This is a genomic window from Paenibacillus sp. 37, from assembly GCF_008386395.1.
Lineage (GTDB): Bacteria > Bacillota > Bacilli > Paenibacillales > Paenibacillaceae > Paenibacillus > Paenibacillus amylolyticus_B.
In genome coordinates, this window is sequence record NZ_CP043761.1 from 4,161,722 (window position 1) to 4,188,290 (window position 26,569).

26 protein-coding genes are annotated in these 26,569 nt (G+C 43.7%); 3 read left to right on the forward strand and 23 right to left on the reverse strand.

What is annotated here, in order from left to right; translation table 11 throughout:
• Positions 1-23 precede the first annotated feature (23 nt).
• From F0220_RS17800 to metH, 10 genes are all read right to left on the reverse strand, one after another.
• Positions 24-1,073, reverse strand: a complete 1,050-nt coding sequence (locus tag F0220_RS17800; protein ID WP_105599238.1) for an SAM-dependent methyltransferase — start codon at positions 1,071-1,073, stop codon at positions 24-26.
• 6 nt (positions 1,074-1,079) lie between these two features.
• Positions 1,080-1,853, reverse strand: a complete 774-nt coding sequence (locus F0220_RS17805; RefSeq protein ID WP_149846928.1) for an ABC transporter ATP-binding protein — start codon at positions 1,851-1,853, stop codon at positions 1,080-1,082.
• A gap of 2 nt (positions 1,854-1,855) precedes the next feature.
• Positions 1,856-2,173 carry a thioredoxin family protein gene (locus F0220_RS17810; RefSeq protein WP_091020717.1) on the reverse strand — a complete coding sequence of 106 codons (318 nt, stop codon included), beginning with the start codon at positions 2,171-2,173 and terminating at the stop codon, positions 1,856-1,858.
• Positions 2,173-2,511, reverse strand: coding sequence for a cyclic-phosphate processing receiver domain-containing protein (locus F0220_RS17815; RefSeq protein WP_105599239.1), 339 nt, complete (start codon positions 2,509-2,511; stop codon positions 2,173-2,175). Before F0220_RS17815 ends, F0220_RS17810 begins: the two co-directional genes overlap by 1 nt.
• Before the next feature lie 19 nt (positions 2,512-2,530).
• On the reverse strand, positions 2,531-3,379 hold the full coding sequence (locus F0220_RS17820) for a deoxyribonuclease IV (protein WP_105599240.1): 849 nt from the start codon (positions 3,377-3,379) through the stop codon (positions 2,531-2,533).
• The gene (locus F0220_RS17825; RefSeq protein ID WP_091020715.1) at positions 3,369-4,190 is read right to left on the reverse strand and encodes an Fpg/Nei family DNA glycosylase; all 822 of its coding nucleotides are present in this window, start codon (positions 4,188-4,190) and stop codon (positions 3,369-3,371) included. The genes F0220_RS17820 and F0220_RS17825 overlap by 11 nt, the downstream gene beginning before the upstream one ends.
• Before the next feature lie 6 nt (positions 4,191-4,196).
• Positions 4,197-5,006, reverse strand: a complete 810-nt coding sequence (locus F0220_RS17830; RefSeq protein WP_091020714.1) for a TIGR01457 family HAD-type hydrolase — start codon at positions 5,004-5,006, stop codon at positions 4,197-4,199.
• 81 nt (positions 5,007-5,087) lie between these two features.
• Positions 5,088-5,234: a hypothetical protein gene (locus F0220_RS32540; RefSeq protein WP_157116158.1), complete on the reverse strand. Its 147-nt coding sequence runs from the start codon at positions 5,232-5,234 to the stop codon at positions 5,088-5,090.
• A 128-nt stretch (positions 5,235-5,362) separates the two neighbouring features.
• A complete protein-coding gene (gene rnz, locus F0220_RS17835; protein ID WP_017688042.1) occupies positions 5,363-6,301 on the reverse strand; it encodes a ribonuclease Z in 939 nt (312 codons plus the stop codon).
• Between the two features lie 77 nt (positions 6,302-6,378).
• Entirely contained in the window at positions 6,379-9,819 is a 3,441-nt protein-coding gene (gene metH, locus F0220_RS17840) for a methionine synthase (RefSeq protein WP_105599241.1), read from the reverse strand.
• Between the two features lie 179 nt (positions 9,820-9,998).
• Here metH and F0220_RS17845 point away from each other — a divergent pair, with 179 nt between their 5' ends.
• Positions 9,999-10,544, forward strand: a complete 546-nt coding sequence (locus F0220_RS17845; RefSeq protein WP_047843398.1) for a cupin domain-containing protein — start codon at positions 9,999-10,001, stop codon at positions 10,542-10,544.
• Between the two features lie 96 nt (positions 10,545-10,640).
• Here the strand turns inward: F0220_RS17845 and F0220_RS17850 are convergent, their stop codons facing one another.
• From F0220_RS17850 to F0220_RS17885, 8 genes are all read right to left on the reverse strand, one after another.
• The gene (locus F0220_RS17850) at positions 10,641-11,315 is read right to left on the reverse strand and encodes a GntR family transcriptional regulator (RefSeq protein ID WP_091020712.1); all 675 of its coding nucleotides are present in this window, start codon (positions 11,313-11,315) and stop codon (positions 10,641-10,643) included.
• 102 nt (positions 11,316-11,417) lie between these two features.
• Positions 11,418-13,052 (reverse strand): ABC transporter substrate-binding protein, encoded by a 1,635-nt coding sequence (locus F0220_RS17855; RefSeq protein ID WP_105599242.1) that lies wholly within the window; start codon positions 13,050-13,052, stop codon positions 11,418-11,420.
• Positions 13,053-13,087: 35 nt separating this feature from the next.
• Positions 13,088-13,960, reverse strand: a complete 873-nt coding sequence (locus tag F0220_RS17860) for a carbohydrate ABC transporter permease (RefSeq protein ID WP_091020710.1) — start codon at positions 13,958-13,960, stop codon at positions 13,088-13,090.
• Positions 13,961-13,972: 12 nt separating this feature from the next.
• Positions 13,973-14,902 carry an ABC transporter permease gene (locus F0220_RS17865; RefSeq protein ID WP_373419911.1) on the reverse strand — a complete coding sequence of 310 codons (930 nt, stop codon included), beginning with the start codon at positions 14,900-14,902 and terminating at the stop codon, positions 13,973-13,975.
• Positions 14,903-15,489: 587 nt separating this feature from the next.
• Positions 15,490-16,281 carry an HAD family hydrolase gene (locus F0220_RS17870; RefSeq protein ID WP_091020708.1) on the reverse strand — a complete coding sequence of 264 codons (792 nt, stop codon included), beginning with the start codon at positions 16,279-16,281 and terminating at the stop codon, positions 15,490-15,492.
• A 28-nt stretch (positions 16,282-16,309) separates the two neighbouring features.
• Positions 16,310-16,819, reverse strand: coding sequence for a hypothetical protein (locus tag F0220_RS17875; protein WP_091020707.1), 510 nt, complete (start codon positions 16,817-16,819; stop codon positions 16,310-16,312).
• A gap of 125 nt (positions 16,820-16,944) precedes the next feature.
• Complete coding sequence (locus F0220_RS17880; protein WP_017688036.1) at positions 16,945-17,154, reverse strand: DUF896 domain-containing protein; 210 nt, start codon at positions 17,152-17,154, stop codon at positions 16,945-16,947.
• A gap of 95 nt (positions 17,155-17,249) precedes the next feature.
• A complete protein-coding gene (locus F0220_RS17885; protein ID WP_076210088.1) occupies positions 17,250-17,627 on the reverse strand; it encodes a LysM peptidoglycan-binding domain-containing protein in 378 nt (125 codons plus the stop codon).
• Positions 17,628-17,924: 297 nt separating this feature from the next.
• Between F0220_RS17885 and lexA the strand changes: the two genes are divergently transcribed.
• Positions 17,925-18,551: a transcriptional repressor LexA gene (gene lexA, locus F0220_RS17890; RefSeq protein WP_017688034.1), complete on the forward strand. Its 627-nt coding sequence runs from the start codon at positions 17,925-17,927 to the stop codon at positions 18,549-18,551.
• Positions 18,552-18,656: 105 nt separating this feature from the next.
• Here lexA and F0220_RS17895 read toward each other — a convergent pair whose 3' ends face one another.
• Entirely contained in the window at positions 18,657-19,958 is a 1,302-nt protein-coding gene (locus tag F0220_RS17895; protein ID WP_105599243.1) for an aldehyde dehydrogenase, read from the reverse strand.
• Between the two features lie 890 nt (positions 19,959-20,848).
• On the opposite strand from F0220_RS17895, the gene F0220_RS17900 reads away from it, so the two are divergent.
• Positions 20,849-21,316 carry a hypothetical protein gene (locus F0220_RS17900; RefSeq protein ID WP_105599244.1) on the forward strand — a complete coding sequence of 156 codons (468 nt, stop codon included), beginning with the start codon at positions 20,849-20,851 and terminating at the stop codon, positions 21,314-21,316.
• Between the two features lie 626 nt (positions 21,317-21,942).
• On the opposite strand, the gene glnA is transcribed toward F0220_RS17900, so the two are convergent.
• The 4 genes from glnA to hflX form a co-directional block, all read right to left on the reverse strand.
• Entirely contained in the window at positions 21,943-23,271 is a 1,329-nt protein-coding gene (gene glnA / locus F0220_RS17905) for a type I glutamate--ammonia ligase (RefSeq protein ID WP_036613569.1), read from the reverse strand.
• A 129-nt stretch (positions 23,272-23,400) separates the two neighbouring features.
• A complete protein-coding gene (locus tag F0220_RS17910; RefSeq protein WP_017687924.1) occupies positions 23,401-23,814 on the reverse strand; it encodes a MerR family transcriptional regulator in 414 nt (137 codons plus the stop codon).
• Between the two features lie 82 nt (positions 23,815-23,896).
• Entirely contained in the window at positions 23,897-25,150 is a 1,254-nt protein-coding gene (locus F0220_RS17915) for a methionine gamma-lyase family protein (RefSeq protein ID WP_105599245.1), read from the reverse strand.
• An 83-nt stretch (positions 25,151-25,233) separates the two neighbouring features.
• Positions 25,234-26,520 carry a GTPase HflX gene (hflX, locus tag F0220_RS17920; RefSeq protein WP_105599246.1) on the reverse strand — a complete coding sequence of 429 codons (1,287 nt, stop codon included), beginning with the start codon at positions 26,518-26,520 and terminating at the stop codon, positions 25,234-25,236.
• Between the last annotated feature and the right edge of the window lie 49 nt (positions 26,521-26,569).

The following is a 26,569-nucleotide window of genomic DNA, read 5'->3' on the forward strand; positions in this document are numbered from 1 at the left end:
TGCTTTAATCAAGGCTAGATCTCTTAATATTTGACCATATAAAGTGTAATCTCTTCCCGGTTATGGAACAACTGCTTGGAACGTTGAATCTGCATCCGCGAACGCTCAAACGTATCGATAACATCCTTAATAAGTGCGAGCGGTTTTTTATGCAATAACTTCACGGTAACAATCGCTGTTCCCCCAGGCTGAAGGCTATATAGAAGATCCGACACAAGTCGGCTCATCAGCTTCGGACTCCAACTCATATCACATACGAGCAGATCGAACTCTCCTTCGCGGAAGCGCACATCCCCTGCATTTTTCTTCAAAAAAGTTAGTTTTGGTGATGCCAGCAGCGTTGCGTCCATCTTCGCCGGATCTACCGCCGTTACTTCAAGCCCACGTTCAAGCAGGAAGGAGGTCCATCCACCTGGTGCTGCACCGATATCAAGTGCCTTATGAAATGAAGTAAAGTCAATGCCAAACGTTTGCTCGGCTTCAAGCAATTTGAACTTAGCACGCGAGATCTGCCCATCTTCTTTTTGAAAACGTACGGCTCCCCCGCTCCAGTCTGACAGGTTCTGTTCAGGTCTGGATATGCCAGCATACAACATATCATTCGCAGCAAATACAGAAATGACATATTCAGCATCACGTACAACCCACTCACAGCCTAGCTCATCCAGCTTTTCAGTTAGCAGTTGCTTCAATGAGGCTGCATTTTCTTGCCAAAAGGACCCTTCTGTCTTCCGCACCTGCAGCACGACAGGGGTACCGGTCAGTTCCTTATGATTCAACACAAATGCAATCAATTTCTCAATAGACTTCTCCGAATCTTCTGTATTCTCCTGAAACTGAACAGGTTGAATATGACGTAAAAACGTTGGATACTCTGCCCACAGCTTATCTGCAACTTCTTCCTCCGCTACAGGCAGACCCGCAAGCAGTATTTCTCCTGGTACGAGTACCGTGCTCTTCACCGCTCCAAACGTACGGCGCAACTCTTCCTGAGCATAAGGGGCAAAGCCATGATTGGCCGTGCAGATAAAACGGGAGAAGTTGCCTTCTTCCCAAGACGATTGTGTACTCAAATTGTGTTACCCTCCAGAACGTACGCGTATCCACGGACGACCATTATCCCACTGGATATCGACCGGAACATCGTACGTATGCTTAATTGTATCTTGTGTCAAAACTTCATACTTGGGGCCAGCTGCCGCGATACGTCCATCGCGGATCAAGGCCACATGCGTAAATAAAGGTACGATCTCTTCAACATGATGTGTTACATACACAACTGTAATGTTACGCTGGCGCAGACGATCAATCTCAGCCAGCATTTTCTCACGTTCATATAAGTCTAGTCCGGCACAAGGCTCGTCCATAATCAGCAATTTGGGCTCAACCATTAATGAACGAGCAAGCATGACTTTTTTGCGCTCCCCTTGGGATAACGTTCCAAGCGGGTTGTTGGCCAAGTTGGCAAAGCCCATGTCATCTAACAAACTCATTGCCTTTGCTTTTACTTCATCAGGAATTGTCTGATAAAAACGCAAAAAAGCATAAGCTCCTGTAGCGACGACTTCCCATACCGGATCTCTGGGTGTGAGTTTCTCAATCAACGTTTGGCTGATATAACCGATTTCCTTACGTACTTCCCTGACGTCACATTGCCCATACAGATTACCGAGTACTTCAATACGTCCCTGGCTTGGAAACATATATCCATTCATCATCTCCAACAACGTTGTTTTGCCAGAACCATTCCGACCCAGAATAACCCAATGTTCGCCTTGTTCAATGTGCAAATGTACGTTATCCAAAATCTGATTCTCTTCTCGTCTAAGTGAGACATGTTCCATCGAGATTATACTCATTTCAGCACCACCTTCCGGATCTCCGAGAGCAAATGCTCCACAGAGCTCATCCGATAAACCATTTTTGGAACATCTTGTTGGCCATCAAAAAGCATCACTGCTGGAACGCTTGAAATTTGAAATTGTTGTACAAGTTCAGGAATATCATGAATGTTCATTTCAGATAAAATACCTTCTGGCAGCATGTGCTCAACGACCTCTAACATACGCCGTGCTGCCGCACATGTCCCACATAAAGGGGTATATATAAATACAGCCTGTGGCATGCCTTCCCATACACTACGCATTAACATTTTGGATGTAATTGGCTTCATTAACTTTCTTCTCCCGCAGCAACACGCAGCATGACCTCACCCGTCATTGGTCCATTATGAATGGTTACCGAATCCGGTTTATTGCTATATAACACCTCGTACATCTGGCGTTTCCCAAACATACTGGACGTATGCAAATAGATCTCGCGCGGAAATAAACCTTCTCGTACAATAGATGCCGCGACCTCACCGCCATTGGGCGAATCTGGACCAAGCTCATAATCCAGAGACAAAATGTCCACGTCACCTTCTCTTAGCAGCATCAGGCACTCTTCTGCATTCGTTGCCAGAACAAAACCTTTCGGACATGCCCGATAGTCATCCAAAAAAACATGCATACAATCGCTCCTCTCCCCATTATAGCCAGGAACGCATGAGCGCTATATCATCACGGTGCGTTCCATCTTCGCCCGTTTCTGTCTCGAGCACAACAACCGCATTTTGGAACTCAGGCGCCTTTAACAATGCTTTCATTGATTCATTTCCTATATATCCCTGTCCGATCCTTGCATGTCTATCCTTAGACAAACCAGATGCATATTTGGAATCATTAAAATGTATAGCAGCAACATTATCCCAATATCCGAGCATCCTGCCCTTATCGAGCATCGCCGCTTCGTTTCCTGACGACCACAAACCTGAAGCAAAAGCATGGCATGTGTCAAAACAAAAAGCAATATGCTCCGGATATCGGCTTAATTTGCGAATCTGTATCATTTCTTCCATTGTCGTGCCCATGGGGCCATGATCACCTGCCTGATTCTCAAGCAGCACCTTCGAATGACCATTCCAATTCTCCAAGGCGGTATCCAGACAATGAATGAGGTTCTGATAACCCTCCAACGGATCGTTTGTTTTGATATGTCCAAAATGGACCACCGTCCCAACGGAACCGCAAGCATTCGAAATTTCAAGATCATTGCGAATAGAAGCTATTGTGGCATGAAACCCCGCCTCTCCACGGGTCATGCCCAACGCCGGATTCGTGGGATAGGGTGAATGGGCAATCGAAGCAAGTCCATGCTGTTCACACCAATCCCTGCACTGCTCAGCATCCTTGAGGTCCAGACTTTTCAGGCTGAGACTACGCGGGTTCTTCGGAAAATACTGAAACGCCGTAGCCCCCATCGCATGTGCTCTTTTGGCTGCCTGAAGAAATCCACCTCTGGTGCTGACATGTGCCCCAATTCCGGTTTTAGGCTTCATGCTGGCATTTCGGACAGAAGAATGCCTTCTTGCCCGTAATTTCCACTCGTTCAATTGTTCCCCCGCAGCGCGGACAAGTCTCGCCTTCCCGATCGTATACGCGACATTGCTCGTCAAAACTTCCTGTCTTCGTATCCCCTTGCATCAGTGGCATTTCCATATAGCCACCCTCAGAAGCTGCTTCACGCAACACGGACTGCATCGAATGGAACAAGCGCTCCGTCAACTCTGGTGAAGTCGCGATGTTCTGCGTTTTAGAGCTTGGTCTCAGGCCGGCAGCAAAAGCAATCTCATCCGAATAACAGTTGCCAATTCCTGCAATGATATGCTGGTTTACCAATGTTGTCTTAAGTGTACCCCGACGACCTTTCAACAAAGAAGCAAAACGTTCCACGTTCATCCGTCGATCCAAAGGTTCAGGTCCAAGATCAGACATCGCCTCTTCGGTTTCTTTCGAAGTAAGCAGATGTAAATAACCCAAGCGCAGACCAATGAAGAACAAAATGTGATCGCCAAACTGGATTTCCACTTGTGTGGAACGATCAGGGCGTTCCTCTTCCGTGCCCCAGAAAATCATACCGCCCAACATGAGGTGCAGCACCAGACGTTTGCCATTAGCCAAGTGGAAAATCAGATGCTTCGCGCGGCGCTCAACAAATATGATGCGATTACCTGTAAGTTCATTGATGAACAGATCAGGCTCCGTATTTATCGTTTTATCGCGGTTAATTACAACACCTGTAATCAGTAGATCAAGTATTTCCTCGGACAGCAAGGTCCGGTAATTTTCCATTTCCGGCAGTTCCGGCATCGTACATTACCCCTTTTTGGAAGCTTGGTCTGCCTCTTGCGACAGCCACTCCATCAATTTATGCAAATCTTCAAACACATGATCAGGTCGAGCCTTCGCTGCTTGAATGTGTCCATCCATATTATCCCGGGTTGTCACACCGGTAAGTACCAACAGCGTCTCACAACCTGCTGCCACTCCAGCTGCAATATCGGTTCGCATATTATCTCCGATCACTGCCACTTCATGAGACGCCAGGTTTAGCCGGCTAATGGCCGACTTCATTATAACACTCGATGGCTTGCCTATGACTGTAGGATGGACTCCGGTCGCGGCTTCAATTGCTGCTCCAATAGTCCCCGCTCCAGGTGTCAGTCCATCATCGGAAGGAAGCTGCAGATCCGGGTTGGTCATGATGAATTTTGATCCCGCATTAATCCACCTTAGCGCCTTGGTCAGTTTATGATAGGAAAATTCACGATCAATCCCCTGTATCACGTAATCTGGTGCATCTTCCGTCAGCTGAAGTCCTGCTTCTTCTATGGCTTCCAGCAGTCCTGCTTCTCCAATACATGCCACTTTTGCACCCGGGGACTCTTCAGCAACATATTCAGCAGCCGCCACAGCAGAAGTACATACTTGAGACGCGTCGGCAGGTATGCCCATCCCGTTCAAATGATCTGCCACACCTTGTGGTGTACGGGAAGAATTATTTGTTACGAATAAATACGGCTTTCCTAGCTCTTGCAGTGTTCGAATAAGCTGATCGGCTCCTTCGATACGATGTCTGCCATGATAGAGCGTACCATCCAAGTCAATCAGATAGGCCTTAATCACACACAGCACTTCCTTTCTTCATTCCATTAACGTTTCATGTCCTTAATCATTTACCTCGAACTTGAACGCGAACCTATGTATTCAGGCAAAAAATAATGGCTTGCTGGCATATGCACGCAACAAGTCGAACCGGATCGAACACCGACGGTTTAACTCGCGCGTCTTCTGTACAAGCTTGTCATTTCCTGCGCTTTCCCGGAAAATAATTTGAATCATTTCCCTCTTCATATTGCCCATCCTACACGCTTTCTGGCCAGATTGCAAAAGGGACCGCGGGAGTTCCTCTCCCTCAGTCCCGTGCAATTACCCGGATCTTTATATGACGTGTTTAACCGTGAACTGGTTCGCAATCAGGGTTAAGATTCTTGCTTGCGATGCACGACAGGAATAAGCTGGTGTTCGTTTGCAAGTCTGGTATTCGGGAATACGGACTGCGCCTCTTCCAAAAGTGGCTGAAGTTGATCCTCATCCTTATAGCGTGAACTGAAGTGAGTCATGATTAGTTGCCCTACATTGGCTGCTCTAGCCGCTTCTGCCGCTTGTTTAGATGTACTATGATAGTACTCATGCGCTGTATCAGCCAAGTCATGCATGAATGTAGCTTCATGCACAAGTACATCTGCATTGATGGAAAGTGGCTGTACGTTGTCACATGGACGTGTATCACCCAATATGGTGATAACCATGCCTCGTTTTGGCGCTCCCAATACATCTTCTGGACGAAGCGAATCACCGTTATCCAGCGTAATGGTTTCTCCACGTTTCAGCCGGCCGAACAATGGGCCTGGTTTCAAACCGTATTCCGCCAGTTTGGCTGGGTCCAGGCTTCCTGGACGATCTTTTTCCGTAATCCGGTATCCATAGCTGTCAATCCGATGCTCAAGCAAAGCAGCTTCCACGATAAAACTGTCATCCTCGAACAGGACGCCGCCCGTATGTTCCACGATATTCAAATCATAGTTAACCCGGGATTGGCTAAGCTCCATTGTTGTACTGATCATTCGTTCCGTACCTGGCGGACCATATACGGTTAATGGTGTGGTGCCACCTTGATAGGCTCTGCTTGAAAGCAGTCCTGGAAGTCCAAATACATGATCACCATGCAGGTGAGTAATGAATATTTTCTCCAATTTACTTAGTTTAAGCGGAGAACTTAATATCTGGTGCTGCGTTCCTTCCCCGCAGTCAAACAACCACAAAGCTCTGCGCTCATCCAACATGCGTAGCCCAATGGAAGTTACATTCCGTTGAAGCGTAGGTACACCAGCATTAGTTCCCAGGAAATATAGTTCCATTCTGGATCGCACCTCTTTCTGTTGCCAGCAAAAAACCTCCGACAATGCGGAGGGCTTTGCCTGACACTCTACTGAATTTATGCCTTCTCTACATTAAAATACTTAGCTTGCGGATGGCTGAATACCATCGCTGATACGGAAGCTTCAGGTTCCATCATGAAACCTTCCGTCAATTCCACACCGATATCCTCAGGCTGCAGCAACTTGAACAGCGGTCCTTGGTCTTCCAGATCCGGACAAGCTGGATATCCAAAAGATACCCTGATCCCTTGATAACGTGCACCGTGACGTTGCTTCATGGTCATCTGGGCAGAATCCGGGAATCCCCAGATATCTCTCATCATATGATGCACACGTTCAGCTAATCCCTCTGCTACTTCAAGCGCTACGGATTGCAGAGCATGCGAGCGAAGATAATCCCCTTGATCTTTCCACGCCGTGGATAGTTCACGTACACCGTGTCCGGCCGTAACAACCATGAAACCAACGTAATCCATCTGACCAGATTCAACAGGTTTCAGGAAGTCGGACAGGCACAGGAACGGCTCGACTTTTTGACGTGGGAACGTAAAAGTATGCAAAATATTGCTGGTGTCCTTTGGATCATAGATGATGACGCTATTACCACTGGACTGAGCCGGGAAGAAACGATACATGGCATGCGCCTGAATAATCCCGTCACGAACAGCCTCTTGCATGATATCATCCACGACTGCTTTCAGGTTAGTAGCCTTCTTATCACCTGAAGCAAGCAGTTGTTCTACTGAACCGCGCAACCCCAGATGATGTCCAAGCAACATCTGCATGTTCACATATGGCAAGATATGTGATAATGGGTAGTTACGCATCGTATGCCGCTCCAGATCAGGCGGGACAAGAACCGGGTTATCTACAGCGATATCCGAACGTTCCACTCGCGTAAGGGCTGGAAGAGTCTGAACAGCTACAGCACTTGAAGCATCAGCTTCTTTTTCTGCTTCCATCTCCAGTTGCATCGCTTCACGTGAAACGGGGTTCATCAATTTGTTCGCCAGATCCAGACCGTCCATCGCGTCTTTAGCGTATACAACCATTCCGTTATATTCAGGACGAATGCGATTTTTGGTGAATTTACGTGTTAGCGCCGCTCCACCAACCATAATAGGCACATCAATACCTGCTGTTCGCAAATCCTGAGCGGTAAGAATCATCTGTTGCGCTGATTTTACCAATAGCCCCGAGAGGCCGATAGCATCGACTTTTTCTTCTCGGTACGCCTCAATGATACGTTCTGGTGGTACTTTTATACCCAAATTAATGATCTGGTAACCGTTATTGGACAGGATGATCTCAACCAGGTTTTTACCGATGTCATGCACATCGCCCTTGACAGTGGCCAGAATGATCTTGCCTTTAACCGAAGTCTCGTTCTTCTCCATGAATTGCTCCAGATATGCTACAGAAGCCTTCATAACCTCCGCACTCTGCAACACCTCAGCTACAATTAACTCATTGTTGTTAAAGAGACGACCTACTTCCTCCATCCCCCGCATCAGTGGACCGTTAATCACTTGAAGTGCTGTGTATTTGGCAAGTGCCTGTTCGAGATCTGGCAGCAATCCTTCTTTACTTCCTTCTACTACATATGAAGCGAGACGCTCTTCTAATGAAAGGTTCGAGATTTTTTCCTTCTTCTCAACCTTCTTGTTACGGAACGCCGCTACGAACGCCGCCAAAGTTTCATCATTTGTGTTATATAAAAGCTCTTCCGAGAGCCTGCGTTCTTCTTCTGGAATGGACGCATAACGCTCCAGTTTCTCTGTGTTCACGATGGCATAGTCGAGACCTGCTTTGGTACATTCATACAAGAATACAGAGTTCAGCACTTCACGACCTGCTTCAGGCAGTCCGAATGAAATGTTACTGATCCCGAGTATCGTATGACATTCAGGCATCGCTTCCTTAATCACTCTTATACCTTCAATAGTTTCTTTGGCTGAACCGATGTACTGTTCATCTCCCGTACCAACCGGGAACACCAACGTATCGAAAATGAGGTCTTCTGGTTTGAGACCATATTTGTTCACCAGCAAATCGTAAGAGCGCTTCGCTACGTCAAGCTTGTCTTCCCGACTAATCGCCTGACCCCGTTCGTCAATCGTTCCGACAACAACCGCACCACCATATTTATGAAGCAACGGCGTAATCAGCTCAAATTTCTCTTCGCCATCCTCAAGGTTAATGGAGTTAATTATCGCTTTACCTTGTGAGTACTGAAGGGCCAGATCAATTACTGAAGCATCTGTCGTATCAATCATGAGAGGAACCTTAACTTTTTTCACAACAAGTTCAAGGAACTTCACCATGTCTTCAGACTCTTCGCGGTCTGGGTCTTGTACACAAACGTCAACAATGTGCGCTCCATTTTTCACTTGAGCACGTGCAATTTCCGAAGCTTCTTCATATTTGCCCTCTACAATGAGTCGTTTGAATTTCCGTGATCCCAGCACGTTCGTACGCTCACCAACCATGTATGGACGATTGTCCTGTTCAATGTAGATTGGTTCTATACCAGACAATGCCGGTGGATGTGTTCCGTTCATTTCTCTTGGGGGATACTGGGCAAGTGTATCGCGCATCGCCCGAATATGTGCAGGGGTTGTCCCGCAACACCCACCAGCGATATTCAACCAGCCCTGTTCGGCAAAAGCACCAATCTTCTGAGCAAGCGAGTCTGGTGACTCATGGTAATTACCATTCTCATCCGGAAGACCCGCGTTCGGGTAACAACTAACGGCAACCGATGCCATAGCGGAAAGTGAGCGAATGTGATCACGCATGAACTCCGGACCTGTAGCACAGTTTAGTCCTACCGAAATTGGGTTAAGGTGTTCTAAGGATATATAAAAGGATTCGATGTTCTGACCTGCAAGGGTCGTTCCCATCGGTTCTATCGTTCCTGATATCATCAGGGGCAGTGTAACGCCACTCTGTTCGAAGGCCTGCTGAATTCCAATGCTGCCTGCTTTTACATTGAGGGTATCCTGTGAGGTTTCGAGTAGTAGCGCATCAACGCCTCCCTCTATTAAAGCAAGCGCTTGCTCCAAATAACTGTCGATAAGTTCCTGGAACGTTACTCCCCCAGTTACAGACAGTGTTTTGGTTGTTGGTCCCATCGCACCTACCACATAACGTGGAGATTCAGGTGTAGAGAAACGATCAACCGCAGCTTTCGCAATTCTGGCTGCTTCCAGGTTAATCTCGCGTGCCCGATCCTGAATATCGTACTCAGCAAGCACAACGGATGTCGCACCAAATGTATTAGTTTCAATTAAATCGGCGCCAGCCTCCAGATATTCTTCATGAATGCGCTGGATCAGCTCTGGACGAGTAAGCACTAACATTTCATTACATCCATCCAGATCTTCGCCGCCAAAATCTTCGCCAGTCAGATCAACTTGTTGAATCATGGTCCCCATTGCACCGTCGAGGATTAATATTCGTTGTTTTAATGCATCGTGTAGACTAATCTTATCCAATATCTTCACCCCCGCAAAACGTTAGATCTTAGTTTAACAGAAACTAACTTAATGTGAAAGATCGGGTTTGGTCCCGAAACATGGCGGGTTTGCGCGAATATGAACGGAATTTGAGAATCGACAAAAACAAAGCAATCCGATATAATTCAATTAAACCAAGTGGAAAAGAGGGAAAGAACATGGCTGAAATTGTTATCCGAAATACGAACGAACGCATCACTGGTGACGAAAATGTTCGAAATTTCTTGAACAAATACGAAGTATTATATGAGAAGTGGGACGCTTCCAAACTGAACACTGATCTGCAAAATAACTTTGGATTAACTGATGAACAGAAAACCGAGGTTTTGGAAACTTACGATTACGAAATCAGAGATTTGGCTGCACGTCGCGGGTACCAGATCTGGGATGTCATCACGCTGTCCGAACAAACACCCGATATCGAAGAAAAGCTGGCCAAGTTCGAAGAGATCCACACCCACGCTGAAGATGAGATCCGTGCAATTGTCGCTGGTAAAGGAATCTTTGTTATCAAAGCTACAGATGATGTGGGCTACTTTAATGTAGAACTGTCTCCTGGAGACGTTATCTCTGTACCTGAGAATACACCGCACTTCTTCACTTTAATGGAGAACAAACAAATAATTGCTGTACGTCTGTTCATCGAAAAAGATGGCTGGATTGCAGATCCATACCCTGATCCTACTTTTATCAAACAAGCCTAACACTCTCGTGTTACAACTTGCTTAACCAAAACCCCTGTTCAATTGAACAGGGGTTTTCGCTTATTCATATGGAGAGTAGTATACAACATCGGTGCATTATATAAAATAATGCGGGTATTTCGCCTTAATCGATTCCTGTTCAATAACAACTAGTCTAAGGTGAGCTTCCATCACCTGAACAGCTTGCTCGGTCTGACGTTCTGTGATAAGACGATAAATCTCTTTGTGCTGGGAGATAATGACCTCCAGGTTGGAGTCTTCCGCTAGACGTAATAAACGCAACCGATTAAACGGAATATTCAGTTGTTGCAACATTTTCCATGTTCTCAGCTTACCCGTGCCCTGGAACAAAATCTGATGAAACTCTTCATCCAGTTCAAAAAGCCGATAGAAATTGTTTTTCCCTATACAGACTTCCTGCATTGCAATGTTGGTTTCAAGTCGAAATCTGAACTCTTCAGGAAAAGAAACACAAGCCAAAGTCACGATTTCCTTCTCCATCTTCTCCCGCATAAACCTGCCTTCTTCCACATGCTCCAGATTAATATGAGAGACGATCGTCCCACTCTGGGGAATAATGTCCAGCAGTTCTTCTTCAGCAAGCTTCATAAATGCTTCTCTCACGGGTGTTCTGCTCACCTGCAGTTCATCTGCAATCTCTTTCTCCGAAATCTTGGTACCCGGCTTAAGTTCCAGATGAAGAATCCGTTCTTTTAACAGGTTATATGAATATGCCCGGGTCGAGCCTCTAATTTTTTGATTAAGTGACATGCCTAGACCTCTTTCTATCAGCCGTATTCATTCATCTTAGCACAAATTACCGTTCCACTTATATATCGGTGTGAAACGGTAATCTGGCCAGCATCAACTATATTATTGCTTGTTTTCTTTGTAGGCTTTGTACGTATCATTTGCCAGTTTCAGATAATTAGACAACCCTTGGCTATCCAGCTCTTTGGCAAACGTATCGAATTCAGACAAGTCCCGCTCACCCAAGATAAATTTAAGCGTATTTTGATCCGAATAATCTTTAAGTGGTGTACTCAGAAGCGTCACCCGTTCACGGTCCTCAGAAGAGTAAGGAATCGGTGGTTCTGCCGGGATCACTTCCTTGGTATCCTTCATGTCTTGTTGGAATTTCAACTCTTCTTCACTAAACATCGATTGCAGCAGATCTGTGGTACCACCATAGGCAAATACTCCACCAGAGAAACCAAAGTCAATACGCAGATCTTTCGTTCCTTTCGGATTCAAGCCATTGTAGTTCACGTCTTCTACCAATTTACGTGTTCCGCCCTCTTTGGTAAATGTTTCGCCTTCAACGCCCCATTTGGCGAACTCTTGACCCTCATCGCTGTAGTATAACCAATCAATAAATTGCATAATAGCTTTGAAGTTTTCGCTTTTTTTAATTTTTCCGGATATCATGACACCGTTTTCAAGTCTGGAGCCAGACATTAATTGCCCTTTTGGTCCACCAGGTACTGTAATCTTTGCAACTGAGTATTTACCTTCTCCCAGCGTTTTGTTCATATCATTTCGGTGCAGCACCACCGTTTGGGAATTACCATTAATCATGAATGATTTGCCGGATACAAATTTCTGTACAGCCTGATCATCATCCTGTGTGAAACTTTCTTTGTCCAGCAATCCTTCGGATACCAACTTGTTAAAGTACGTTAGCATCTCTTTGTATTCTGGTGTTGTAGCCGTGTACACAAATTGATCCTGATCTTCCTTATACGTCAATCCGTTACCAAAACCCCATCCAGCCTTGGTACCAAAGCCGGTAGCCGCAATACCTAATGTGCTATTAAATTTGAAACGGTCCGAGAACGGAGTGGAATCCGGGTACAGCTCTTTGAGTTTCTTTGCTGCGTCATACAGTTCATCCCATGTGGTTGGGATAGCAATGTTATTTTCTTCAAAAACATCTGTTCTTACGATTAATGTATAATCTGGCCATACTTCTTCATGCAGACCCGGGAGTACATAATACTTGCCATCTTCCTGTCGAAGTCCTTCGATTTCTTCTTCCAATCCCCATTTTTCCACTTTATCCTTGAAGTTGGGCATCAAATCAATATAATCACTAACGGGCAGAATCGCACCGGAGGATACAAAAGCAGATTCTTCACCAGGATAGGTCTTTGGAATAACCAGCGGTGCATCACCAGAACTGATTAGAAGAGATCTCTTCTGAGAATAGTCACTCATAGGAACAATCGTTGGCTCAAGTGTAACACCAGTCATTTCAGTCATCTTTTCGAAAAGCAACCAGTCTTTTTTGTACGGATAGGTAGGTTGATCACTATACAGTATCGATAGATTAAACGGCTCACTCGCCTTGAATGTATCCCCTACATTGTACGTCTCCATCGCTGCCTTGGTTTGAACTTCAGTGACGTCACCTCCAGCTCCAGTACCGCTGCTACATGCTGCCAGAACAACGGTCATCATTGATGCCAACACCATTTTACCAACAAACTTACGTGGTTTTTGATTCATTTAGGTTATCCCCCTGAATTTGGTTTAGGTTGACCTTACTGCTTAACAGACCCTAACATGATACCGGTTACAAAGTATCTTTGGACAAATGGATAGATGGTGAGTATCGGCAAGATGGTGAGTACCATCGTTACTGACTTAATATTGGCAGCAATCTGTGTCAGGTTATCAGCTGAGGTTGCACCGGCAGTCGCCCCGCTAGTCGCTCCTGCAATCATATTGCGCAAATAAATGGTGACCGGGAACAGTTCTTTTTTGTCCAAATACAGAAAGGCTGGGAACCATGAATTCCAATGACCTACTGCGTAGAACAGCACCATGGTTGCCATAACTGCTTTACTTAGCGGCAATATAATGCGTAGCAAGATCCCGTAGGTGTTCAAACCGTCAATGGAGGCAGCTTCCTCCAATTCTTCAGGCATATTTTCAAAAAATGACTTCATGATCAGCATGTTGTATATGCTAATTGCGCCAGGAACAACAAGTGCCCACATGGTGTTGTTGAACCCAAGGGAATTAATCAACACATAGTTTGGAATCAATCCACCACTGAAGAACATCGTGAACACGGCGAACATCGTCAAAAACTTGCGACCCATCAACCTCTTTTTGGACAGGGCATAGGCGAAAATAGTCGTCATGAACATGGAGATTAACGTACCTACTACAGTGTAAATAATTGTATTTTTATAATTAGTCCAGAACATGCTGTCACGCGAGATGGTCTTATACGTCTCCACATTGAATCCTCTTGGGAACAAACTAACCTTACCCGAATTAATATACGACTCACTACTGAAGGATTGTGCCACGACATTTAAGAATGGATAGAGCGTTATAAATACCACGAACAGCAGAAAGATGACATTGAATACTTTAAATACCTTATAAGATCTGGATTCCTGCATGATGCTCCTCCTTTACCATAAGCTTCTTTGTGTCAGTCTGCGTGAGATGGCATTTACGGAGAACACCAGAATCAGACCGATCAGCGATTCGAACAAGCCAATTGCGGTAGCATAACTGAAGTTACTGGATTCCAGTCCGACCCGATACAGGTAAGTGGAGATCACATCAGATGTCTCGTAGATCAGCGGGTTGTACAAGAGCAAGATTTTTTCAAATCCAACAGCCAGGAAATTACCCATGTTCAAAATCAATAACGTCACAATCGTTGGCAAGATCCCTGGTAACGTTACATGAATCGTCTGCTTCCACCGGTTGGCACCATCGATACGTGCAGCTTCATACAAAGAATCATCAATGGTTGTCAGTGCAGCCAGATACAAAATCGCTCCCCAACCCATACCCTGCCATACCTCAGACGTGATATAGATTGTTCTGAACCACTCAGCCCGCTGCATAAAAGGAATATTGTCTCCGGTGAAGAAAGCCACCAGTCCATTAATGGAACCATTCACTGCTGTCAGCTGCAGGATCATACCTGCAACGATAACGATAGACAGAAAATGAGGCAGATAAGACGCAGTCTGTACAAACTTCTTGAATCGTTTACTTTTCACTTCGTTAAGCATCAAGGCAAAAATGATTGGAACCGGGAATGTAAAGAGTAACGCAAGTCCGCCTAACATCAGCGTATTACCGAATACTCTCCAGAAGGTAGGGTCCTCAATGAACATTCTGAAGTACCTTAATCCAACCCACTTTTCTCCAAATATACTTCCCCCGGGAACAAAACGTCTGAACGCAATCACATTACCAATCATCGGTCCATATTTGAAAATAAGGAGATAAATGATGGGAAGGATTAATAGTGAATACAGCTGCCAGTCTTTGCGGAACAAAGTTGCTGCCGTTCGTAATCTGCTCTCTTTACGTAAAGATGTCATGGTTAACGTTGTTTTAGCGGTTTCCGACTCCATGTGTTTTCACTCCGATCCAGGACTTGATAAGTAAGAGTAATTCATGTACATTTCCCATCGTTTCTCCTCTTATAGAAGACAACAGCTCCTTTAACTTCACCCCCACTACGAAATAGATAATTGCCAAATGTAAGCGATATCAATTTGATGTATTATGTAGAATCACACAATCCAAGGTGCTTTACATCATTCATTAGCACTTAATAAGTGGTGTGATCTCCAAATCGAAAGAAGCTATTCTAAAATATTAAGCGCTTACAATTAATCGAAAATAATAAGCAATAACTCCCTGCTTCCCTTTAATGAAGTAAGTCAAAAAGAAATTGCTTAGGACAATCTAAATACTAGTCATACTAGTATGTTAGTTATATTTTAATCCAGCTCCCCCCTAATTTCAATAACTTTTAGCAAAATAAATGAAAATCTCATTTAACAAGGTAACTTAGTCGATAAAATCAAATAAAAAAACATTGGTAACTTCAAGAACGATATCATCGTTCATTGAAGCTTCCAATGTTTCAGGGTGCTGAGGTAAGATGTTATAGCTGATCTGCTCAGAACTTAGCAATAAGTTGATCTAATTCGGATAAATGCGTGATTTCATGGTCGGGCGCATACGTTTCATTGTTGGTCTTATGCTCACGGTTAATCCATACGGCTTGGATGCCTGCTGATAGAGCACCACGAATATCCGTCGTCAACTTGTCCCCAACCATCATGCTCTCTTCGGGTTTAACACCCAGTTTACTCAAAGCATGCTCAAATATGGACGGATCTGGTTTTCCTTTTCCAAAGTTACCCGAGATAATAATCTCATCAAAGAAAGGAGTCAATTCAGGTACACCATCCAACTTCTCTTGTTGCAAAGCAGGACAACCGTTCGTTAACAGCAACAGTTTGTATTTCCCTTGTAATTGACGCAAAGTATCCATCGTTTCTTCGTACACATGAGGTCTGGATCTACGTTCTACTCCAAACTGTGCGGCCAGTTGTTCAGCAAGATCTTCCCGATCTATACCCAACTTCAACAAGCCACGACGCCAGGATTCTTTACGGTAAACTGGAGCAAGTTGTTCCAACTGACGGAACTCAGCTTGATCCCCACCTGTAAAGTTGGCCCAAAGGCCTTCAAACGGATTGATTCCAATCATTTTGGTAAAAGGAAAGGTCTCATAAGATTCATACAGTGCACGTGCCTCGTTACGAACAGCTTCTTCAAGTTCCTCCGGTTTGACCCCAGTCTCTTGTGCTGCAATTAGACAAGTCTCATGAAAAGCTTCTCGAACACTACGCTCATCCCATAATAAAGTATCATCCAGGTCGAACAAAATCGCTTTTAACGCCATTCCGATCATCTACCCCTTTATGAAATAATTACTTTTCGACTGTTTCCACGGTGATCTGGTGTGCTTTTGCAAATTTCAGCAAACGTTCTGCAATCGCATCTGTATCGTAACGGTTCAATAACTTGGTGAACACCCATCTTTTCCCGCGACTGTTATGTTCGATAACAACTGTACCCGGTTCAATTCTGAATTTGACGATATCTTCAACCCCGATTGAACGTTCACGATTACCCTTCGTCGTTATAATCCGATTACTGCTAATCTTGATGTATGGACGGCGAAGCATGAAGATGACTGCCAAAAATACGTAAAGCAGCATGGTCACCCAGTCCCAAGTTGTCATTGGAGCTTGCACAAGGAATGTGCTCATAAACAGATACAAAAAGGCGAGACCGATCAAAAATATTGGGAACAACAAGCTGCGTCCCTTAAAGACTTCTTCACCTGGTGTACCAGTGATTGGTTGACCACTTTTTTTGCGTTGCTGATTTAACTGCTTGGAATTTTTCTTAACCGTTCTCTCGAACGAACGCGACATGTGAATCCCCCTTATGTGTCTTTGTATCGGCTTACATAATTGCAAACCAACATTTCCCCCTATAAATTGCACACTCAAAATAACAGGAAGAAACCTAAATATCATAATGATATCATTAGGTTTCGTTAGTGTTTGAGTTTGCCTTGGTGGCCTTTGTCATTCTCATCATCAACAATCTCAATGGTATCCAGTTGTTGTCTGAAATTGCTGCGAATATTGCTCAAATAAATCTCTCTTAGCTCGGCACGTTCAGCAAGTTCTTCCTCTGACAATCCAGTGGACTTTTGCTTACGAGCCAATTCGTTAATGCGTGCTACCAGACTATCTATATCCAAGCTTGTCCCCTCCAAAAATACAAAGTCATATTAACTTTGCCATTATAAAGGCTGCTTGTCAAGCTGACACGCGCTAACACTCATTGACGTGCATTTTATTCTGCAAATTGCGGTAGAGCTAGTACTTGACCCACTTGGATGGAAGTCGTATGAAGTTGATTCACTTTCTTAATTGCTTCTATATAAATACGTGTATCCATATTCGTCGGTTTATGTTCCAAAGAAATACTCCATAAGGTTTCCCCTTGTGAAACGGCAATCTTCCCTCCAGGCAGAACATCATTCTCATTGCCAGCAAATACAGTTAAAACGGTGCTGCATCCAATAAATATAATCATAGAGGTAATTGCTACCTTTAACATCCATGAAGAAATCTTGAAACGCGCTAAAACCTTCTTGTAGTTCCCTATGTTAGACTTCACCAGTTCCGAATTCATTGGTTCATAAATGCTTTGATAAGTAGAATATCTCATTAAATACCCGCCTCCAAACGTTTGTTCCTATCTGTTGAAATCAATATAACACGAACACTTGTTTTGTTCAATAGATTTTCAGAACAATTGTTCGCTTCTTTTTTAGAAGGAGAAATTTCTTATTTCACTTCCTTTTGCAAAGCATTTGCAGTATTATGCTCTGACTTTTGGACAATTACTGTTCTATAAGTTAAAAAACACTGATTTAATGCTATTTTATTTAGAACTTATGTTTGTACGAACGGAGGTTCTATGTTATAATTTTCCCAAACGTTACTAAAATGGGGTTGATACGGTATGTCGAAGATATCCAGCAGGCAGCAGGCTATTCTGGAGTTTATACGAAATGAAGTCCGGTTGAAGGGGTATCCTCCTTCCGTACGGGAAATTGGTGAAGCGGTTGGACTGGCTTCCAGCTCAACAGTACATGGACATTTGGATCGTTTGGAGAAAAAAGGTTTGATCCGACGCGACCCTACCAAGCCAAGAGCCATTGAGCTTCTGAGCCAGGAAGAGTCTGAGCATTCTCATCAATTTGCTCATAGCGTTGCACGTATTCCTGTTGTTGGTAAGGTTACAGCCGGGGTTCCAATCACTGCAACCGAGAACATTGAAGACTACTTCCCTCTTCCTACACATTATGTAGGCGAACAGAAAGTGTTTATGCTTTCGGTAGTCGGAGATAGTATGGTGGAAGCTGGAATCGTTAACGGAGATTACGTTATTGTCCGTCAACAGCAAACTGCTGATAACGGTGATATCGTCGTTGCAATGACTGAAGACGATGAAGCTACAGTGAAAACGTTCTATAAAGAGAAAGATCATATTCGCCTTCAACCGGAGAATGCGACCTTCGAACCTTTACGTTTGAAACATGTTAGTATTCTGGGTAAAGTCATTGGCCTTTTCCGAGATATTCATTAATATTTAACTTGAGTAACAAAACTAGATGTAATGAAATACGAAAGAGGTTGCCCTGATGAACAGGGCAACCTCTTTTTTTCATGTTTATGTTATTTATGCGGCTAATTATTCACTGCGTTTCAGAACACTCTTGTGATGCGAGAACACATCAAAGCTCTGTTGTCCGTGGTATGAGCCCATACCACTCTCTCCGACACCACCAAACGGGAGATAGTGTGAAGTCATATGAGAAAGTGTGTCATTAATACATCCCCCACCGAAGGATACTTGATTCAGAACCTGATCCTGCAGTTGCTCATCCTGTGTGAAGAGATATAGCGCCAATGGTTTTGGCCGGCGAACAATCTCATCCAGCATAGGATTCAGGTCACTGTACGTAAACACAGGAAGAATCGGACCGAAGATCTCTTCTTGCATCACAGCTGATTCCCATTTCACATCTCCAAGTACAGTCGGCTCAATGAGCAACTGCTCACGTACAGAACGCCCACCAATTAGCGTTTTGCCATCTGTGAGGAATTTCGACAACCGATTAAAGTTACGTTCGTTGACAATATGCGGGAAATCAGCGTTTTGTAACACATCATCCCCAAATTTATCTTTGATCTCTGCGCCAATCAGATTGATCAATTCGTCATGAACTTGTTCATGTACAAGCAAATAATCCGGAGCAACGCAAGTTTGGCCTGCATTCAGGAACTTACCACGAACAATACGCTGGGCCACCAGCTTCAGATCTGCATCACTATGCACAATAGCCGGACTCTTACCACCCAACTCAAGAGTTACAGGAGTCAAGTGCTCCGCAGCTGCCTTCATCACAATGCGACCAACACCTGTGCTTCCTGTGAAGAAAATATAATCAAACTTCTCTTTCAACAATGCTGTACTGGCCTCAACTTCTCCTTCCATAACCGCAATATACTCCTGAGGGAAGATCTCCCGAATCAGATCATACGTTAGACGAGATACGGCTGGTGTTAATTCAGAAGGCTTGATAACTGCACAGTTACCGGCCGCAATTGCTCCAATAAGTGGGCCAAAGGCCAGTTGGAACGGATAATTCCAAGGTGCAATAATAAGCGCCACTCCGTATGGTTCCGGGTAAATGGTACTCACCCCATCCGGCATAGCCGAATTGGTTGGGACTTGTTTGGGTGCAGCCCATTCCTGCAGGTGTTCTAATGCAAAATCCAGTTCACCCAGAACAATGCGAATCTCGGAACCGTATGCTTCCGCCTCAGATTTGTTCAGATCAGCCCGAAGTGCATCTTGAATCCGTTGTTGATACTTTTCAATTCCCTTTCTAAGCTGTTGCAGCGCATTAATCCGATACTCGATATTTTTAGTTTGTCCTGTATAAAAAAATGTACGTTGTTCTGTCACTAGTTGTTTTGTCTGATCCATAATAACATCTCCAATTAATTATTTAAAATTAAATTGTTCAAAATTTAATTAAAGTATACCTCTTTTATATGAAACTTTCAACATATAGTTGAAACATTGATTTGAAACTATCTGAAATTTGGTAGAAGTTTTAAGATATGAGAAAGCTATTATTCTTTTTAATGCAGGTATCCAGTGATTATAGCGAATTATTGGCATTATTAGAATTCATCTTTATTTCCACAGAAGATTATATGTACTGAGATCTGAAGAGATAGATGTAGCCTTGTAGATCTTACGCATTCAATGTCAACATCTGCCAACATATGTCCTAATTGCGGATAACATCGCGGACGAGGAGAAGTGGTTTCTCTAATTCAATGATTTGTGATTTTATCATTGGGTTTGTTTGCATAGTAAACAAAGGAGCCGGTGAAGATGGCTCCTATTTTTGCACCCTATACTCGAATGTATCACGAAAGTTTCTCTTTCCCATGTTCTTAATGGATACTGTGCGCTACGCTTCTACTACTCCTCCATAGTCAATGTTTTAGTACATACCAGATAGATACCCGAACCTACATAAGGCTACCGGGAGGAAATCATCTTTTATAATAATGTCTTATATATTTTTATCTTATTATCAACCAAACCTATTAGTTCGATAAAAGGCATGTTTGTTGCAAAAATAGATCATTACTATCAATTAGTCAACCTTAGCATTCCAAAAGAATATCCATAAATCCAACATTTTACAACTATATCATTTACAAATAACGATCTTATATGGTATATTTAACCATGGTTGGCCAACCTAATTATGTGAGATCTACTCGATATCTTTAATTTCAAATAACAACTTAAAACAGAATCTTACTCTATTGGTTCTAGTATATTTGGGAGGTTTGAATATGAAAAGATTAAGAAAATTCTCTATTTCTGTTATGGCAACTGCTTGTCTATTAGCATTCGGTTCCAGCTCTGCATTCGCTAAAACTGGTTGGGCTGATTCATTTGAGACAGCAGAAGTGATGTACTCAAGTGTAAACCAGTCTTCTGGATTTAGCGCAACACAGTATTTAGATAGCATGAGCGACAACGATTTTTATGTAGTCGACAACACAAACGGTTCATCCGAAATCACATATTCTGTTATAGCCACTCCACCAGCTAACTTCGACATTGTTATGGGTGTTATTAAAATGAATGCAAGCGGGGCGATCCTGTCCATTCAAATGGATAACTGGAATGGACGGGGATACCCTGAGGCAATTAGTTGGAATGCTAAACCTGGTGAGAAGGTTTACTTCAGAATTATGGATAACGGTATCAACAACTATAACGAGCCTTATACAATTCAATTCACAAAAACCAGCTAAATAATATTTTAGTAGATATTCAATGGCTCCCCGCTATATTAATGGGTGGCCATTTTTTTATACTTTGTCAATAAGGATGAGTACAGTGAAACATTCATTTTTCGTTTTCCAGAGAGAATGCCCTTTAATTTGTTGAATTGTAACTCAAGAGAATTTTTCATCGAGTCAATATTGCTTATTCAGATTGAGAAGAGCTTTATTATCTACTATTTAAATGAAGTAATAATTTAGTGATCGAATCAATTTATTCTCTCTGATTGACATTTTCCATCAAATTCTCGGAATAGCTATGCATCATATTTTATCATTTTCAAAGTTTGAACGAAGATTTTTTACTCATGGTTAGGAAACAGAATTCAATAGAATATTTTAAGGTTCGTTATTGAATCTAAAGTTATCAGAATTTTACAACATTGTGATCTTCCCTCCCTTTCCGTTCACTATCTCATACCTGCGTGGTTCTTTTACTTGAGTGCGGGGAAGATATGAAATTCACTGAAGAAATTTTCGAATAGAAAAATATTTTGTGGGCATTTTGTGGGCACTTTGATTTTTCTTTAAATATATAGGTACTTGCCCACAAAAAGAAAAACCCCTCAGCGCTAGAGCGCCAAGGGATTGAGCTATTAGTACAACGTGATATATTGATCGCGTTCCCATTGGTGGACTTGTGTTCTATACATATCCCACTCAATTTCTTTCAGCTCATAGAAGTGAGCCAAGGCGTGGTCGCCGAGAGCATCACAGATTACTTCGCTGCGGATCAATTCATTCAATGCTTCTTTCAGGTCAGCTGGCAAGCTTGGAATGCCTTCTTCCACACGCTCTTCTTCTGACATGATGTAAATGTTACGGTCAATCGGAGTTGGTAAGGAAAGCTCACGTTTGATTCCGTCCAGACCTGCTTTCAACAGAACAGACAAAGCCAGGTAAGGGTTAGCAGCCGGATCCGGGTTACGAACCTCAACACGTGTACTCAGACCACGGGAAGCTGGAATACGAATCATTGGGCTACGGTTACTAGCAGACCATGCTACATAACAAGGTGCTTCATAACCTGGTACAAGACGTTTGTATGAGTTCACAGTTGGGTTAGTAATTGCTGCAAACGCACGTGCGTGCTTCAGAGTTCCAGCCATGAAGTGACGAGCAGTTTTGCTCAGACCCAACTCGTCCGACTCATCAACGAATGCGTTCTCATTGCCTTTGAACAAGGATTGGTTACAGTGCATACCGGATCCGTTCATACCAAACAGTGGTTTCGGCATGAATGTAGCATGTAAACCATGCTGACGTGCAATCGTTTTAACAACGAGTTTGAACGTTTGGATCTGGTCAGCTGCTTTCAGAGCATCAGCATATTTGAAGTCGATCTCATGCTGACCTGGAGCTACCTCATGGTGGGAAGCTTCGATCTCAAAGCCCATTTCTTCAAGTGTGATAACGATGTCACGACGACAGTTTTCACCAAGATCCGTAGGCGCAAGGTCGAAATAACCACCTTGGTCATTCAGTTCGTTAGTTGGATTTCCTTTTTCGTCTGTTTTGAACAAGAAGAACTCGGGTTCAGGACCAACGTTAAAGGAAGTGAATCCCATATCTTGGGCTTCCTTCAGGTTTCGTTTCAAGATGCCACGTGGATCTCCTGGGAACGGATTACCATCCGGAAGATATACGTCGCAAATCAGACGTGCAACACGGTTCTCTGCAACCCATGGGAAAATAAGCCAAGAATCTAGATCTGGATAGAGGTACATGTCGGACTCTTCAATACGTACATAACCTTCAATGGAAGATCCATCGAACATCATTTTGTTATCCAGAGCCTTAGTCAACTGACTCACAGGAATCTCAACGTTTTTGATAGCTCCAAGCAAATCAGTAAATTGCAATCGAATGAATCGTACGTTTTCTTCTTTCGAAATGCGGAGAATGTCTTCTTTTGTATAACTCACTATAACCTCTCCCTTTCTTATCTGCGTATTTGGCTTGCCTGTTATATTTGTACATTAGAAAGTTCCACGGGTCAAGGAGTCTCACACCAAAAGTGCATGTTTTCCCCTCACTCGCCAAGTTATGCGAATTTAGTTTTTATTAAAGAATCGGGAAAGCTCTCCCTGAATGAGAGATACTTGTCCTGGTCTCTTACCTGATACAAGCTGCTGCTTCAGCAAGCGGTGCAACTGCGTATCGGACAGCTCTCTGCGTTTAACTTCAGTATCTGGCGTGATAACTGTAGCTTCCTCGGATTCTTTCGAAACAGGATTCATCACTTGTTTGATGCCCGCGATGTTAACTCCTTTTTCAATCAAAGCCTTGATCTCTAGCAATCTCTCTACGTCATTAAAAGAGAATAACCGTTGATTACCTGACGTTCTCGCAGGAACGATCAAGCTGTGCTGCTCATAGTAACGAATCTGACGTGCAGACAGATCCGTAAGTTTCATTACAATACCAATTGGGAATAAGGCCATATTTCTGCGGATTTCATCACCCATGTTCATCAACCTTCCAGTCATCTATTCTTCACCCTATTGTACATTTAGTTATTACCAAGTGTCAATGACGTGTTAGATAAACTCACAATAATTTACGATCTTTCATCGTCTGTAACGCCATTAAAACGCCATATTTGACATGAGAGTACGTTAATCCGCCTTGCATATACCCGATATACGGCTCCCGAATAGGCGCATCGGCTGATAATTCCAGACTTCCACCCTGAATGAACGTACCTGCCGCCATAATGACAGGGTGCTCATAACCCGGCATATCCCACGGTTCAGGAACCACATGACTATCCACAGCTGCTGCACGCTGAATCCCTTGCACGAAGGCGATCAGATGCTCAGCAGAGCTAAACTTAACAGCCTGGATCAGATCTGTGCGAGCTTCATTCCAGGCGGGTTTGGTTACAAATCCGGTTTCAGCAAACATCGCAGCAGCAAACGTACTTCCTTTGATAGCTTGTCCTACAATTGTCGGTGCCATGTAAAGTCCTTGGTAGATGCCACGTGTTGTCCCCAGCATTGCTCCCACCTCTCCCCCAATTCCAGGGGCTGTCAGACGATAAGCTGCCAACTGTACGTATTGTTCCTTCCCACATATGTATCCACCAGTTTCCGCAATGCCTCCACCAGGGTTCTTGATCAGTGACCCGGCCATCAGATCAACTCCGACTTCTGTCGGTTCACGTTCCTCCGTGAATTCACCGTAACAATTATCTACGAATACGATAACATCTTCCTTCATCGCTTTAACACGCGTAACCATCTCAGCGATCTCAGCAACGCAGAAAGAGGAGCGCCAGTCATAACCCCGTGAACGTTGAATCCCAATGACTTTTGTAGCTGGTGTAATGCTTTTTTCAACTGCTGCCCAGTCCACTCCACCTTCATCAGTTAAGGCCGTCTCACGGTAACCGATGCCAAAATCGCGTAATGAACCTGTGCCATCACCGGGTTTGCCAATAACTTTATGCAAAGTGTCATAAGGCTTACCCGTGATGTACAATAATTCGTCACCTGGACGCAAAACGCCAAAGAGAGCTGTACTAATCGTATGAGTACCTGAAGCAAAATGAGGACGCACCAACGCGGCCTCCGCGCCGAAAACATCAGCATATACTTCATCAAGCACTTCACGCCCACGATCGTTATAGGCATAACCTGTTGAACCTGCAAAGTGAAAATCACTTACTTTTCGCTGTTGAAAAGCATTAATCACCTTCCATTGATTGTGATCTGTGATCCGATCAATCTGTTGCAGTTTTCCTTCAATCTGACGCTCCACTTGATGTTGAAGTTCAGATATTTCTGAATCAAAGCTTACCATCTTACTTCATTCCCCTTCATAGCACGAATCTGACGTTGAATAGCCATTATCGTGTAACTTATCACATCAATATGTCATGAGTATTACGCTTCAATAAAATTTTCGAGCATATAACCAAATTTCTCATATTCACCTTTTTGCAATTCAACTTCATAAATGACATCATTCTCTTCAAAGCTGGTATCCACCACATCACCAATTTTGTAGAGTATGGACGTTAGATCACCACGTTCTGCTGGAATACGGAAGCGTTTCGTATCACCTGTCAGCTCTATCTGAATTAATTCACGGATTTTAAGCAGATCCTCAGAGTCTAATGCGCTTACTTTAATATGGCCTTTATCCAATGGAAGCATCTCAAGCTGCTCTGGTGTACATGCATCTTTTTTGTTATACAGTACTAACTGCGGCTTGTCCCCTGAACCAAGTTCTTGCAAAATTGTGTTAACCGTCCGCATTTGATCTTCGCGCATAGCTGATGAGGCGTCCACAACATGCAGGATGAGATCTGCTTCATTCACTTCCTCCAGCGTTGCCCGGAAAGCTGCAATCAGATCATGTGGCAGATTTTGAATAAAACCAACCGTATCGGTAAGGACGATTTCTTTACCACTTGGAAGTTCCATGGTACGTGATGTTGGATCCAGAGTAGCGAATAGCTGATCTTGAATATACACATCTGCAGCCGTCAACTGCTTGAGCAAGGTCGATTTGCCAGCATTGGTATAACCAACAAGTGCCACCTGTACAATACCTGTTTTTTTGCGGCGTTCACGATGCAATTTACGATGACGAGTCAATTCTTCCAAATGACGCTTCAGATCATCGATACGACCACGAATGTGACGGCGGTCTGTCTCCAGCTTGCTTTCACCCGGGCCTCTTGTTCCAATTCCGCCCCCGAGTCTGGACAGGTTCTTGCCATGACCAGACAACCGTGGCAGCAAGTAACTATGTTGAGCCAATTCCACTTGAATAATACCTTCTCTAGTGTTGGCCCGTTGTGCAAAGATATCCAAAATCAGTTGGGTACGGTCAATAATTTTGAGATCAAGGGTTTCTTCCAGATTACGAACCTGCGCACCTGACAATTCCTGATCAAAAATAGCCGTAGTTGCTCCGAGTTCCTCCGCGATTGCACGGAGCTCTTCCACCTTACCTTTACCAATGAACCATTTGGTATCACGTTTTTCCCTGTTCTGAGAAAGTACACTTAGCACTTCCACTCCAGCTGTCTCGGCAAGTTTCACCAGTTCCTCTAAAGAGTACTCAGGGTTGATACCTGTACGTTTTACATCATCCGTAACAAGACTCACCAAGACGGCGCGATCTTTTTTGACCATATCAGTATCATGTGTGCCATTTGTCATGTATATGTTCACTCCCTCTAATTACTATTCCGTTGATATTCATTTCCAC

Excerpts from the sequence above, each read along its gene's own strand:
- F0220_RS17815 (WP_105599239.1), bottom strand. The coding sequence starts at position 2,511 with ATGCATGTTTTTTTGGATGACTATCGGGCATGTCCGAAAGGTTTTGTT.
- F0220_RS17900 (WP_105599244.1), top strand. The coding sequence starts at position 20,849 with ATGAAAAGATTAAGAAAATTCTCTATTTCTGTTATGGCAACTGCTTGT.
- F0220_RS17885 (WP_076210088.1), bottom strand. The coding sequence starts at position 17,627 with ATGAGATATTCTACTTATCAAAGCATTTATGAACCAATGAATTCGGAA.
- F0220_RS17875 (WP_091020707.1), bottom strand. The coding sequence starts at position 16,819 with ATGTCGCGTTCGTTCGAGAGAACGGTTAAGAAAAATTCCAAGCAGTTA.
- F0220_RS17860 (WP_091020710.1), bottom strand. The coding sequence starts at position 13,960 with ATGCAGGAATCCAGATCTTATAAGGTATTTAAAGTATTCAATGTCATC.
- F0220_RS17855 (WP_105599242.1), bottom strand. The coding sequence starts at position 13,052 with ATGAATCAAAAACCACGTAAGTTTGTTGGTAAAATGGTGTTGGCATCA.
- F0220_RS17895 (WP_105599243.1), bottom strand. The coding sequence starts at position 19,958 with ATGGATCAGACAAAACAACTAGTGACAGAACAACGTACATTTTTTTAT.
- lexA (WP_017688034.1), top strand. The coding sequence starts at position 17,925 with ATGTCGAAGATATCCAGCAGGCAGCAGGCTATTCTGGAGTTTATACGA.
- F0220_RS17810 (WP_091020717.1), bottom strand. The coding sequence starts at position 2,173 with ATGAAGCCAATTACATCCAAAATGTTAATGCGTAGTGTATGGGAAGGC.
- F0220_RS17845 (WP_047843398.1), top strand. The coding sequence starts at position 9,999 with ATGGCTGAAATTGTTATCCGAAATACGAACGAACGCATCACTGGTGAC.
- F0220_RS32540 (WP_157116158.1), bottom strand. The coding sequence starts at position 5,234 with ATGAAGAGGGAAATGATTCAAATTATTTTCCGGGAAAGCGCAGGAAAT.
- F0220_RS17870 (WP_091020708.1), bottom strand. The coding sequence starts at position 16,281 with ATGGCGTTAAAAGCGATTTTGTTCGACCTGGATGATACTTTATTATGG.
- hflX (WP_105599246.1), bottom strand. The coding sequence starts at position 26,520 with ATGACAAATGGCACACATGATACTGATATGGTCAAAAAAGATCGCGCC.
- F0220_RS17910 (WP_017687924.1), bottom strand. The coding sequence starts at position 23,814 with ATGGGTGATGAAATCCGCAGAAATATGGCCTTATTCCCAATTGGTATT.
- F0220_RS17850 (WP_091020712.1), bottom strand. The coding sequence starts at position 11,315 with ATGTCACTTAATCAAAAAATTAGAGGCTCGACCCGGGCATATTCATAT.
- F0220_RS17865 (WP_373419911.1), bottom strand. The coding sequence starts at position 14,902 with ATGACATCTTTACGTAAAGAGAGCAGATTACGAACGGCAGCAACTTTG.
- F0220_RS17915 (WP_105599245.1), bottom strand. The coding sequence starts at position 25,150 with ATGGTAAGCTTTGATTCAGAAATATCTGAACTTCAACATCAAGTGGAG.
- F0220_RS17825 (WP_091020715.1), bottom strand. The coding sequence starts at position 4,190 with ATGCCGGAACTGCCGGAAATGGAAAATTACCGGACCTTGCTGTCCGAG.
- rnz (WP_017688042.1), bottom strand. The coding sequence starts at position 6,301 with ATGGAACTATATTTCCTGGGAACTAATGCTGGTGTACCTACGCTTCAA.
- F0220_RS17820 (WP_105599240.1), bottom strand. The coding sequence starts at position 3,379 with ATGAAGCCTAAAACCGGAATTGGGGCACATGTCAGCACCAGAGGTGGA.